Here is a 12,436-nt window from a genome sequence, read left to right on the forward strand (position 1 = left end):
TGAGGTCTTGATCAACTCAGTGGTCGATGACGATCGCCCGGCCGTGATGCGTTGCTGGCATAAACTATTGCAGGGCGACCATGTGGATGAGATTGTGCGGGTAGAGCAACGGGGACAATTGCGGTATATACGTTACCTGATCTACCCAATCTGCAATGCCGCTCAGGAGGTGATAGCCGTGGCAGGTATGGCTGAAAATGTAACCCAGCAGCAAGACTTTATCAATTATCTGGCTGAGTTCGGGCAACGCAAAGACAGTGCACTCGAGATGGTTGCACATGATTTGCGAGGTCCTCTGTCTGTGGCAAAAAGCGTGGCTGCCCTGCTCCGTAAAGAGGTGCACGAAAACACGAAACAGGAAGTAGAGCAATACACCGACATCATAGAAAAGGCTTGCTCCCAATGCACTGATCTGATACAGGATTTGCTAAGTGAAGAGCACCTTCGCTCACCAGAGGTATATGTTCACAAAACAAGGGTGGACTTAAATGATCAGATTCGTAACGTGGCAGAGTTTTACCAAAAAGGAAAGATGGTACAGCAGACATTCTTGCTGCATCTGCCAGCTGAACCGCTTATGGTTGAACTGGATCAGATCAAGTTTTCCCAAGTGCTGAATAACCTGATCTCTAACTCAATTAAATTCACGCCCTACTCTGGGAGTATTATGATCCGGGCTTACCGGGAAGGAGACGAGGCGGTCGTAGAACACAGCGATACAGGTATAGGTATACCTGAGCACTTGTTGTCAAAAGTATTTGAGCCCCGGGGTGTGGCTTGCAGGAGGGGGCTAAATGGAGAAGAGTCCCGCGGGTTGGGACTATCGATCGCCTATAAACTGATCCAGCTACAAGGAGGGAAGATCAGTGTGCAGAGTCAGGAACATGAGGGCACCAGCTTTACGATCAGGCTTCCGATCTATGCGGCTTAGTGTTGTTCTTCCCGTAAGCGCTTGATGGAGCTCAGGCTTTCTTCGTCGAGTGGCTTGTGTAGGAAACCACGTACAAGCGGATAATTTAGCGAAAGGTCCTTATCACTGGCTGCAATAGAAGAAGTAAGGATAAACACATCCAGCTTACCTTTGAGTTTGGCTTCATAAGGGCGAAGGACGTCCAGAAAGTCCCAGCCGCTTTTGCCAGGCATGTTCAGATCCAGCAGGATGAGGTCAGGCATAGGAGCAGTGTCCGATAAAGGCAAATTTGTGAGCGCATCATCTGCTGATGTATAGGCGTGAATCTCTTCAGCAAAGCCTGCGTCTTCCAACACGAGAGTAGTCAGGTATATGCTGATGTCATCATCATCTATTATGTATACCTTGCTGGCCATAGGCTGATTGCTCAAAATGTAATTTGAAGGTTGTACCTACTTCGGGTTCGCTGTCTACTTCTATTTTGCCTCCTAAGGCGTTCATTTGCATTTTCACCAGGTATAACCCTATCCCTTTGCCATCCGGACCAGTATGAAAGCGCTTGTATAACTGAAACAGGCGAGGCCTTACTAATTCCATGTCCATACCGCTGCCATTGTCTTTTACGCATAGCTGCAGGCCACTTTCATTCCTTACGCTATTTACTTCAACAAGTAAGTCGCGCTGCGAAGATTTATACTTTATTGCGTTTGATAGCAGATTGTGCAGGATGCTGTATATATAGGCACGGTTTGCCCATATCAGATCCTCCTTCGCCAGGTGTAGCACGATGCGGCCGCTAGCCAGACTGAGCATGTGCTGGAGACTTTGTACAACCTCGGCTGCCACTTCCGGCAAACTGACCATTTCGTGGGCAGCCTGGAGGTCGGAGGAGCGCACAGCCAGTATTTTATTCAGGTCGCTGATCACATCATCAAGCCGACGGGCAGACTTTTCAAGGTTTTGCAAGCCCTGCTCAAATCGGCCGCTGCTGGGGTCAAGCTTCTGCAGGATAGCCGAGAGGCCCACCAGGTTAGCAACAGGCGCACGCAGGTTGTGCGATACAATATAATTGAACTGCTGTAAGTCCTGATTCTGATGGTATAAGTGCTCTGTCGTTTTCAGTAACTGTTCCTGATCGAGTTTGCGATCAGTGATGTCGGTATGAATGTACACATGGTTAATGACCTGGCCTTGCTCATTAGCAATAGGGGAGATGGTGACATCCGCCCAAATCAGCTCACCGTTCTTCTTGTAACTACGCAACTCCTTTCGCATCGGAATACCCTTTGCTAACTGTTGCCTTATCCAGTTGATTTCACGCGGATCAGTATCAGCAGAAGTAAGGATGTCACTCGGGCGCTTGCCGGCCACTTCTTCTAATTTATAGCCTGTTACATTTGTGAAGGCTTCATTCACCCACTCTATTTCAAGTTGGCTATTGGTAATGATAACGCCATTGGTGGTTTTGCTGGCTACCAGTGAAAGTTTGCGCAACTCTTCCTGAGCGGCAATTTGCTTCGTGATATCTACAAACGATACCAGGACGCCATCCGCGAAAGGGCTCAGGGTGAATCGCAGTACTGCACCCAGTTCACAAAACTGCTCATCGAACTGGGCAGGCTTCTGGGTGTTCGCCACCTCAAAGCACTTTTGCTGAAACTGAGAACCCACCAGGAAGGGGTACTCCTTCCAGATGCAGCGATTCATCAGATCGTCAAGTTCGCGGTTCAGAAAATTAGCGAAAACGGTATTGCCGAAACTGTATCGCCATACCTTATCCAAGGCAAAGAAGCCCTCAGTAATTCCCTCCAATATGTTGTGCAGCTTTTGTGCCTGAGCTTTGACAAGCAGGTTGGCCTCCTTTTCGTTTGTGCTGTCTTTGGCAATACATTGAATGGCCAGCACACGGCCTTCCAGCACAATTGGTACCAGGGTAGCGGATAAGTAACGTTTTGAGCCGTCGAAGTGCCTGATGCACGTTTCAAAAGTACAGGAGTGACCTGCAAGGGCCTTGTAAAACGCGTTAAATGTTTCTTCACGCTGTTCCGGAAGCACAAAATCAGTAAAGTGGCTTTCTGGAAAATCTTCACGCTTGTAGCCCGATAACGCTACAACGGCATCGTTACAGGCTAATACTTTCCCTGAAGTGTTGAGAGTAAAAACAAGGTCGGGGTTATTGAAGAACAGTGCTTTATAATAGGCCTGGCTTTCTTTTTTCTGGCGAAGAGCCTCCATTTGTGAGGTGATATCCCTTGAGTTAGTGACAATGCCACGCACATGCGGGTTATCCAGCATATTGGTAGATACACAGCTTAGCCAGTGCCAGTTGCCATTTTTAGCTTTGCAGCGGAAAGGAGGAAGACTTACCTGTTTTGCACCACCCTGTGTTAGGTTATAGAGTTCTACTTCTAGAGATGCCACATCATCTGGATGAATAACGTTCATCACATAGGTGCTCAAAAGCTCCTCAGGGTTATAGCCAAGCACGGTGCCGATAGAATCAGAGATATATTGGTAACAACCATCAGCGTTAAGTACCGTGATGAGTTCGGATCCGTGTCGTACAATAGAACTGTAGAAATCTGGTGAAAGCACCAGCTCTTCAGTTGGCGTATAATTTACCTTCATAAAGGTGTATTGGCTAAAAACTTCCTGAATGTAATTGTAATTAGGCAATATGGGTTCCTTTGTTAGTTAAAATTTGTGAGAATGTTCTTAATGTTGAAAAAAGGCTTAATAATGTCCAAGATATAACTTTATATAGCGTTTTGAGATACTTTATTTGTTACTGTACTTCATTGGTTTATAATCCTTTAAATAGAATAATTAAAATAAATCGCTGTGTTAAAATTGGATTAAAATCAATCCGAACAAATAAAAAAGCCGGACTGCTGAAAAGCAGTCCGGCTTCTGTTATGAGGGTTTTCAATACCTATTCTGTTACGGCACGGAAGGCGTTTACGCGGCCATAACCATAGTAAGGGTCATGACCAGGTTTGCCCAGATCGTCAGAAGTGGCGCGTAGTTTGGCTAGTACTTGAGCCGGGTTCATCTTGCCACCATTACGGCCGATAAGAAGCGCCGCTACGCCCGCTGCGTGAGGACCTGCCATACTCGTACCAACTGACCAGTAATACTGAGCAACTCCGGGAGTCAGGCTGCTACCCGTGCTGAAAACGTAGTCGAAGACGTAGGCAGGCTGGGTTGTAGGGCCTACTTTAACTAACTTAAAACCATTAGCTTCATAAGCAAACATATAGTCGCCGCCTGGAGCTGCAAAATGCACATCCGAGGTACCATAGTTAGAGTAAGAGGCGAAGTCATCCATAAAAGTACCGAAAGGATTTAGTGCCCAACCGCGCGGAGCCGTAGCCGAGATGGAGATCACGCCGGTAGAAGAAGAAGGTATGTGTACCAGCGACTTGTCTGCGTTTCCGTTGTTGGCGTCATTGCCAGCAGAGGCTATAACGGTTACACCGTTTTTGGTGGCATAGCTGGTGGCGCGGTTAATAGCGATCAGCAACTCCTGCACGGCTTTGGTATCGCTTTCGATAAAGTCGTCAGACGGATCGTTTGGTGTGCCATTGTCGTTCAGGAACTTGCCATTGCGTGGAAGGGCCGCTCCAAGACTCATGTTGATCACATTGGCGCCTTGCTGTGTCGCATGAACAATGCCATTCATCATCCAGGAGAAAGAACCGGAGCCGGAGTCACGCAGCACTTTTACCAGAATCAGTTTCGCCTCAGGCGCAACACCTATAATGCCAATCCCGTTGTCGGCGGCCGCAATGGTGCCGGCTGTATGGGTGCCGTGGCTACCTACACCTGGTAGTGCATAACCCAGTCCTTCGCCTGGAACAAAGTTTTTGCTGGCAGCAAGGTCGATGTTAGGTGCCAGGTCCGGGTGGTCCAAGTCAAAGCCGCTATCCAACACGGCAACACGAACACCATTGCCACGGTGGCCGGCATTCCAGGCTTGAGGTGCTTTTATGGCAGCATGTCCCCACTGCAGGTCAAAGAAGCGGTCGTTATCGCCACTTGCCGGCGGTGTGCCCACATCGCCCAGTTCTACAATCTTCATGTCATCCGGATTATACCACTGCACCTCCAGGTCGCGCACCACAGAGCGTACACCCTTGATTTTAGAAGCGTTGGCAACGAAATTCGGGTCATCAGAATAGACGGTGGCCACACCAGCCTGCTCCATCAAACTGATTACTTTGCCATTGGCTGCGTTCAGTTGGGCAGCTATATCAGCTGACATGGTTTCGCTGCTCGAGAGAACCACATACTGGTTATTATGCAGCTTTACATTTGATTTTGGGTTAATTCCCTGCGCCATTTGCGTGGCTTCCTGGCTCAATTCGCCAGTCGGGTTCATGTCTTCTTCGGGGTTACATCCCATCAGGCCCACAAAGGCGAAGAGAGCCGGATAAAGTAAAGTTTTAGTAGTAAAAAATTTGTTGCGCATAGTTTATAGTTTAAATAATTAATTGGTTTAGGTATAGTTTTAAGGTTTCAAGACGCAAACAGGCCCGGCAGCTTTTTAAATTAAAACAAGTTTCAAAGCTTGGTTTTGGCTTTGAGCAGATTTTATAAAAGCTGGTAAGCATGAAAATAAATAAGGTAAACAGACTACCAGAAGCGGTGAGTATACCTAAAGGTATGTGTAGGTGATGTTATGGCTATATAAAAATACCATAACAGGCTATTCTGAAATTAAGTTATGATTATTTTATTGATTTTAAAAATTAAAATATTGATATTTTTTTATCTGCTCTCCTTTTTGATAGGAGTTCAGGTATATGGAAGTCCTGAGAAAGCTACTAGAGATAGTTCAGACGGCATTTTGTAACGACTATAGGATATTACTTATATTTAATACCTCTGTGAATCATAAGCTTTATTTTTAGGTATCTTGCTTTTGTAAATTTCAGCCATACAGCAAAACAACGTATGCCCCCTCCAGGCCCTGAACAGAACTTATCTCCGCCTCAAGACAGCCCGCACCGATATGGAAGCTTTCTAATTGGCGCTTCGTGCGCTGCTCGACAGCATCAGCCCTAGCGAAAACTAACTTTATGACATGCAGAAAAATCTACTTTACCTATTAGCCATACTGCTTTTATTGGGATGCAAGAAAAACGAGCCCAAGCCTGAAATTAACTGCTACCCGCAAACGTATAGTTACCTCACCCAACATGGCTATAGAGAAAATGAACGCTTTGTATACAATGAGCGAATGCAACTGGTATCATTAGAGGATATTGACCGTGGCATAATCAAAAACCGCTTCTCTTATAACGAAGATGGTACCCTGAAGTCTAATCAGGAACCTCACTACCCTGAAGGGGTATATAGAACGGTGCTTTATTTCTACGACACAAAAAAGCGCCTTATTAAAGCCGATGAATTCATGGGAGAACCCAGCGAAAAAGGCCCGGCCAATTACTACATATTTACTTACAGTCCTGATAATAGCTTTATCAGAAAACAAAAGTTCAGCAGAACAAGCACAGGTGAATTCCATCTATTCGAAAACAGCCTGCATACCTATATAAGCGAAAAGCAGATGAAGCTTGATTACAGCTATACGCTAGCTTCAGGCGAGGGACATGCATTTGAATTTCTGTATACCTTCGATGATCAAAAGTCTTTCTTTTGGTCCTTACCTGCCTATCGGACTATGATGATGGTGTATAGTTTTGTGTTGTCTCACAAAAACAACGTAAAAAGCTACACGGTTTTACCTGAAGAAAAAAACAAACAGCATCATTTTACAAACGAGATGGTCTTTAACTCCGAAGGTTTTCCTGTAACGCAATACCGTACTTATAACTATACTGTAAGAAAGCAAAGCGAAGTCACGTATACCTGCATGTAAGAAGTGGGGTTCATAACTTTATGCTTGTATTATTAAACAGACGGCGAAGCAGCGCAGATAAACTGCCTCTGCCATCTCACCTGCAACAAATTGTTGCTCCTGGACCCGGGCTTCGCCATGCCGGGGCTTACAAATTGTAATAGATCGCCAGGGTACAGCAGGCGAAGGCCTGCTTACATACCTGACAAACGGGCTTTTTCAGCTTGGTCTGTAGCCTTTTGGCGGGATTTTTGAGCTTTTTTCTCCATGCTGAGTGACTTCTTTGCCTGTTTAACAGCATCGGCAGATTCCTTGTCGCGGCGCTTTGCTTCCCGGTAGTGCTGCTGAGCATCTTTCAGATCCTTCTCCGCTGCTTTCAGATCGCTTTTGGTAACTGCCCTTTGGGCACTGTGAAACTGATAAACCGAGTCAGCATTATGAATCCGCTGCTCATTTTGGACTTGTTGTGAAGCTTGGCTTTGCTGATTCGCTGTTTGTGCTTCTGCCTGCTCCGTGTATAGCGTTAGTACCAGGGCTATACCTACATATATAAATAACTTTTTCATATTTATATATACGTGTTGTGTTACATTGCAGGCATGTAAGTTTCAGTAATTCAATAAGTTAATGAATGATGTGCCTTTTTGGGCTGATGGTTCAGGAATAACCCTATGCGCAAAGTAAGCTTAATTGGCAGACAACTTATACCTAGGCCGCTTCTCTGGTATTGGAGAAACAAGGGGCAATAACGAAGGGCAATGTAAACTCTTAGGTTCGGTGGAATCAGATAGGGGGAGGGCTTCTACTATTATGAAAATGAACCAAAAATAATTTAAAAAAGATAACAACTTTCTAATATAGGCGACCGTATATATAGTCAGCTTAACAAAAGCTCATTTTGTGAACGTTAGAAGCGGCTCCGGGGGTGAACGACCGGGGCCGCTTTTTTTGTGCCTGGAATTTTAAGCTTTAAGCCAGACAAGGGCTTCTTCCCTGGTTGTAAAAGTGGTAACCTCATAGGTAAGGGTTCCGGCCTTGCGGGCGGCCTCAATGTTGCGTTGGGCACGGGCTTCATTTTCGGGGTCGAAGGGCTGGATGCGGGCCACCTTGATCAGGCGCGTCTTGGCCAGCATGGCTGCGAGTTCCATCGTAAGCTGCCTGTTCTCCTCTTCCTCTATTTCGATGGATGTAGTGCGGGCGTCAAGCAGAAGTTTGCGCACGTCATAGTTTCGTATCGTCTCCACCATAATCTGCAGGCTGTGCTTGATCTCTGATAAATGAAAGCGTTGCAGATCAGGGTAGCGCACCTGTAATATGTCGGTGGCTGGGTCGTACTCCAGTCGCAGTATGCTGTTTTGCAAAAGAATCATGGGCTGTGAGTCGGTATAAGAAGTCGCTGTAATGAAACAGCGCAAGTTACAAAGCTGGACCTGACCGATCAAGCTAAATGACGAGCAGTTCAATAATTTATACTAAAATCCAACAGAGGTTTTGATTTTAAAACTGGAAACTGTTTATTGCATACCTCAGTCGAAATAGTTAGGTAGGAATGTCCTGGCCATGTAAATGTGGAAACGATTTTATCGTTGCTATATGCGCTAAGACCTGCTAAATAGACCAAGATGCAATGATAATATACAAAAAAAACTATATAAGCATTGCCTATTACGAGGCGCAGCAGCTACTGGAAATTACCTGGTTAGCTTATGCGGGCAGTGCAGAATACCGGGAAGCCATGTTGCAGTACATCGAAGCCCTCAAAAATCATGAGGTCAAGCGCTGGCTCGGAGACTACCGTCAGGCGCGGGTGGTTCGCCTGTCAGACCAGCAGTGGACTACAGAAGAATGGGCACCTCTCTTTTTCTCGCAAACAGTTCAGCTGGATAAAATGGCACGTGTCAGGTCTACTGATATTTCGGCCCGCATCAGTTACGAAAACATGTTCAAACAATTGGGTCAGAATGGGCTGGCCTATGGCTTCAGGGAATTTGAGGAATATGGAGCAGCCCGGAAATGGTTAATGGAAGATCAGACAAAAGCTATATATTTGTGATGGACCTCGCCAATAATTGCGCTGTACCTGAGCAAAAAACATGATCATACCCAACAAGTTTCTTAAATTAGATTACAACCCCACCACTGATATACTGTATATTGAGTGGCCCAACATGCATGATTATACCTTACCGGAGGTGACGTATATCATTAACGAGGTAGTGGAGGCAGTGCGTAGTTACGACATCAAGCGTATCCTGACCGACACCCGCCAGTCAAAAGTTACGTTGCCAATGGAAGAGTACGCCCAGATCATCAATGGCCTGGCGCTGCAACTGGCTACTACCAGACTGCAGAAGTTTGCAAAGCTGCAAACGGGCGACCCTGACCGCGAAACCGTGTCCAACAATGCCGCTGCCCTCGTGATCGGCTCTATCGCCTACCGCAGCTTTGAAAGCCTGGACGAGGCGGTTGAGTGGTTGATCTCCTGATGGTTAAATTGTCGGATAGGTAGCTTGGGGAAATTATTAACATCCTGCTCCTTTAACTTCCCAAACTCTATAACTCCTAGTCCTAAACTCCCCATGCGTCCCTACATACTTGCCGAATCAAACTGGAAAGCCATCAAAGACCAGCAGGTCGAGGTAGCTGTATTACCCTGGGGCGCCACGGAAGCGCACAACTATCATATGCCCTATGGCACTGATAACTACGAAGCGGAGGCGGTGGCTGCGGAAGCGGCACGGCTGGCTTGGGAGGATGGGGTAAAAGTGACGGTCTTGCCGGTTATACCTTATGGGGTGAACACCGGGCAAGCCGACATCACCCTCGACATCAACCTAAACCCAAGCACGCAGCTGGCCATCCTACGGGATATTGTAGAAGTTCTCAATCGTCAGGGTATACGCAAACTGCTGTTACTCAACAGCCACGGAGGAAACGATTTCAAACCTATGCTGCGGGAGCTCGGCCTGAAATTCCCGGATATGTTTTTGCTCACCTGTAACTGGTTTCTGGCTGCAGACCGCAAGGCATTTTTCGATAGCCCCGGCGACCACGCCGACGAGATGGAAACCAGCATCATGCAGCACCTGCGCCCTGACCTGGTGTTGCCGCTCAGCGAAGCGGGGGAGGGGAAAGAGTACAAGTCACGATTAACAGGTATACGCGAAGGCTGGGCCTGGTCAGAGCGACTGTGGTCCCAGGTAAGTGACGACACAGGTATAGGCAACCCAGCGGCAGCCACGCCTGCCAAAGGCAAAGCCTTCTTTGAAGCCACCACCCGTAATATTGCGCAGTTGCTGAAAGAACTCTCTCAAGTAGATCCGAAAGACAGGTATACCAGAGTTTAGGAAGTTAGATAGCTAAGGGTGGGTGCACGATCGGACAGGTCGTGCACCTTCAATCATTCAACAATCAAGAAACTATTTTGCCGCAATGGTACGCAGTGCGTCACGCATTTCGGTGAGAAGTACCTGTTCTTTAGTAGGAGCCGGAGGCACCGCTGGGGAGGCAGCTTTTTTGCGCATCATGCGGTTCATGCCTTTCACGATCAGGAAGATGATGAAGGCCAGGATGATGAAGTTGATCAGTACCGTTACAAAGTTACCCCAGGCAAACACGGCTCCCAGCTTGCGGGCTTCTTCTAAAGCTAAACCATGCGGCACAGCTTCAGAGAGCGGTACATAGAGATTCGAAAAGTCCATGTCACCTATAGCCTTGCCTACCAGTGGCATGATCAAATCGTTTACAACGGAATTAACCAATCCACTGAAAGCCGCACCAATGATGATACCAATGGCCAGGTCCATTACATTGCCACGCATGGCAAACTCCTTGAATTCTTTCATCATACCCATATGCTCTGATTATTTAGGTGAATAACACTACGTATAATTTCGGATATGTAAATATATTCATTTGTAGGTATAATGCAACCCCCTTTGCACAAGAAAAGCCACTGGCTGCGATATCGTTAATACCGGCAGTCAGTGGCTCCTTTTATACGAGATACGGGCAGTGATAACCCCTTATCTCCTTAATCCTTTACTTTATAGCTGCAGTTTTGCTGTGTGCTATACTCGATCTTCTCGTCAGACATCAGGCTCTCAATCAGCTCGTCTGTGTACTGCTTACTGAAGCCCAGGCTCTCGCCTAATGCTCTTTCGTCCAGCTCACCGTTGTTCTTTCGGAGTGCATCCAGAAACTTCTTTTTGTCTTCTTCCATAGTATTGCTATAATCACGGCTTCGTAGAGGCCTGCTTTATTTACGTACCTGCTGTTTAGTCTGTTGATTTGGCTGTAACTGTTGTTTATTCTTCTTCTCGGCCCGGATCAGGTTGACGAGTTCGGAGAGTTCCACTATTAAGTTCTCGTGTTGCCCTTGTCCTGCATTTTTTACCAGGCTGTCGCTCTTGCAGATGATGTAACTGTAGTCCATCCCCATTTTAGAGGCAATGTCATAGAAAGGCTCGATCACAAAACCCTCATGAAACAGTTCGATCACCTTGGTGCCCGGCTTACAGAACATCATACTAACCAAACCCGCCCCAGTGGATGATATCACGGAGCTGGCCTTTGAAAATAGCTTGATACGCTCCATAATAGAGAGCTGGCTTAGCACAACCGGCCGATAACCAAATGGCTTTATCGCTTCGATCAGCTCCGCCTCGTTTTCTACCTGTCTCAACCTGGAGTCGCTTCGGCTGATGTAGAGTTTAACGTTTTGCTCGGTTTCATCGGTATTGTCAGCAAGTGGCACAAAGGCGCTTTGGATATAGTCGCACAGCCAATGTGGTACCAGCGTGTGATTGCCACGGGGTGCTGTAGAGGCTATAACACAGTCAGCCATAATGTGCGGATGCTTGTCGGAAGCGATTATTTTATCGTCCGGTATACCCAGCAGGCGCAGCGTTTCAACCTGGTAGTCATAGCGCAGGCTGGGCACCATAAACCAATCTACCTTGTCATACAGCCCACTTTCTTTGAGCAAGTGCAAGCGGGGCAGCACATCCACAAACCAGTGGCAGATATTGTTAAGCCCGGCACCGCCTGTCAGCATGGAAAACACAGTGCCGTCAAATTTGACAGGACTCGAGAAGTACCGCTGCTCAAAGATATTGCTATACCCGGATTCGGTTACTTTTCCGTCTTTCAGGCTCAAAGACACATTCTCAATCAGGTGATTGTATTTGCTGATGATCGCTACGCAGCTTTCATTATCTGTGTATATTCTTCCGTTCGGAGCTTCCACTACCACATAATCCGTAGTGACCTGTCGCTGTGGTTTCCAATAGTCAGAGCAGGCTTCAAACAACTCCTCTGAAATATCCAGTGTAGTTTGAAGAGCCGGGTAGACAGGGTATAGGATCACCTCGTTCTGACTCTGTGCTTTCGCAAAGTCAGAGTCTATTTTATAAATGCTCTGCGGCCTGTATCTGACTTTGTGGGATATAAATCTACCTGCGATTTTGCCCAGGCGTTTCTTTAGCTTTTGATAGAATAGCTTCATGGTATTGGGTTTAGAGTAAGCAGTAAGCAGGTATAGCCATAAGCGATGGCTAAGTCTTGAAGCAGCTTCTTGCTTTTATAATGGTAGAATAAGGTAATGATTGGTCTGTGTGGTCCTTACATGGCTGATTTTTGCACTGATTAGGAGAAAAATATGC

The 12,436-nt window shown here is 46.7% G+C and carries 13 protein-coding genes; 5 read left to right on the top strand and 8 right to left on the bottom strand.

The features are described from left to right. The first annotated feature begins 7 nt into the window (after positions 1 to 7). Complete coding sequence (locus tag AC5FX6_RS01980) at positions 8 to 931, top strand: sensor histidine kinase (RefSeq protein WP_493595348.1); 924 nt, start codon at positions 8 to 10, stop codon at positions 929 to 931. Here the strand turns inward: AC5FX6_RS01980 and AC5FX6_RS01985 are convergent. The 3 genes from AC5FX6_RS01985 to AC5FX6_RS01995 all read right to left on the bottom strand — a co-directional run bounded on the left by AC5FX6_RS01985 (position 928) and on the right by AC5FX6_RS01995 (position 5,381). Then, on the bottom strand, positions 928 to 1,326 hold the full coding sequence (locus tag AC5FX6_RS01985; RefSeq protein WP_493595349.1) for a response regulator: 399 nt from the start codon (positions 1,324 to 1,326) through the stop codon (positions 928 to 930). The genes AC5FX6_RS01980 and AC5FX6_RS01985 overlap by 4 nt on opposite strands. Next, on the bottom strand, positions 1,298 to 3,538 hold the full coding sequence (locus AC5FX6_RS01990) for a PAS domain-containing sensor histidine kinase (RefSeq protein ID WP_493595350.1): 2,241 nt from the start codon (positions 3,536 to 3,538) through the stop codon (positions 1,298 to 1,300). Before AC5FX6_RS01990 ends, AC5FX6_RS01985 begins: the two co-directional genes overlap by 29 nt. Before the next feature lie 304 nt (positions 3,539 to 3,842). Continuing rightward, positions 3,843 to 5,381: a S8 family peptidase gene (locus AC5FX6_RS01995; protein ID WP_493595351.1), complete on the bottom strand. Its 1,539-nt coding sequence runs from the start codon at positions 5,379 to 5,381 to the stop codon at positions 3,843 to 3,845. A 615-nt stretch (positions 5,382 to 5,996) separates the two neighbouring features. Between AC5FX6_RS01995 and AC5FX6_RS02000 the strand changes: the two genes are divergently transcribed. Beyond that, complete coding sequence (locus AC5FX6_RS02000; RefSeq protein ID WP_493595352.1) at positions 5,997 to 6,794, top strand: hypothetical protein; 798 nt, start codon at positions 5,997 to 5,999, stop codon at positions 6,792 to 6,794. 173 nt (positions 6,795 to 6,967) lie between these two features. Here the strand turns inward: AC5FX6_RS02000 and AC5FX6_RS02005 are convergent, their stop codons facing one another. Continuing rightward, positions 6,968 to 7,339: a hypothetical protein gene (locus AC5FX6_RS02005; protein WP_493595353.1), complete on the bottom strand. Its 372-nt coding sequence runs from the start codon at positions 7,337 to 7,339 to the stop codon at positions 6,968 to 6,970. Between the two features lie 396 nt (positions 7,340 to 7,735). After that, the gene (locus AC5FX6_RS02010; protein ID WP_493595354.1) at positions 7,736 to 8,143 is read right to left on the bottom strand and encodes a hypothetical protein; all 408 of its coding nucleotides are present in this window, start codon (positions 8,141 to 8,143) and stop codon (positions 7,736 to 7,738) included. Between the two features lie 257 nt (positions 8,144 to 8,400). On the opposite strand from AC5FX6_RS02010, the gene AC5FX6_RS02015 reads away from it, so the two are divergent. The 3 genes from AC5FX6_RS02015 to AC5FX6_RS02025 all read left to right on the top strand — a co-directional run bounded on the left by AC5FX6_RS02015 (position 8,401) and on the right by AC5FX6_RS02025 (position 10,120). Continuing rightward, the gene (locus tag AC5FX6_RS02015) at positions 8,401 to 8,826 is read left to right on the top strand and encodes a hypothetical protein (RefSeq protein ID WP_493595355.1); all 426 of its coding nucleotides are present in this window, start codon (positions 8,401 to 8,403) and stop codon (positions 8,824 to 8,826) included. Between the two features lie 40 nt (positions 8,827 to 8,866). After that, the gene (locus AC5FX6_RS02020; RefSeq protein ID WP_493595356.1) at positions 8,867 to 9,259 is read left to right on the top strand and encodes a hypothetical protein; all 393 of its coding nucleotides are present in this window, start codon (positions 8,867 to 8,869) and stop codon (positions 9,257 to 9,259) included. A gap of 93 nt (positions 9,260 to 9,352) precedes the next feature. Next, the gene (locus AC5FX6_RS02025; protein ID WP_493595357.1) at positions 9,353 to 10,120 is read left to right on the top strand and encodes a creatininase family protein; all 768 of its coding nucleotides are present in this window, start codon (positions 9,353 to 9,355) and stop codon (positions 10,118 to 10,120) included. Positions 10,121 to 10,192: 72 nt separating this feature from the next. Here AC5FX6_RS02025 and mscL read toward each other — a convergent pair whose 3' ends face one another. The 3 genes from mscL to AC5FX6_RS02040 form a co-directional block, all read right to left on the bottom strand. Next, positions 10,193 to 10,621: a large conductance mechanosensitive channel protein MscL gene (gene mscL / locus AC5FX6_RS02030; RefSeq protein ID WP_493595358.1), complete on the bottom strand. Its 429-nt coding sequence runs from the start codon at positions 10,619 to 10,621 to the stop codon at positions 10,193 to 10,195. 185 nt (positions 10,622 to 10,806) lie between these two features. Then, positions 10,807 to 10,995, bottom strand: a complete 189-nt coding sequence (locus AC5FX6_RS02035; RefSeq protein WP_493595359.1) for a hypothetical protein — start codon at positions 10,993 to 10,995, stop codon at positions 10,807 to 10,809. A 36-nt stretch (positions 10,996 to 11,031) separates the two neighbouring features. Beyond that, entirely contained in the window at positions 11,032 to 12,279 is a 1,248-nt protein-coding gene (locus AC5FX6_RS02040; protein ID WP_493595360.1) for a glycosyltransferase family 61 protein, read from the bottom strand. Between the last annotated feature and the right edge of the window lie 157 nt (positions 12,280 to 12,436).

The sequence above is a fragment of the Pontibacter sp. LHS2 genome (genome assembly GCF_058932845.1).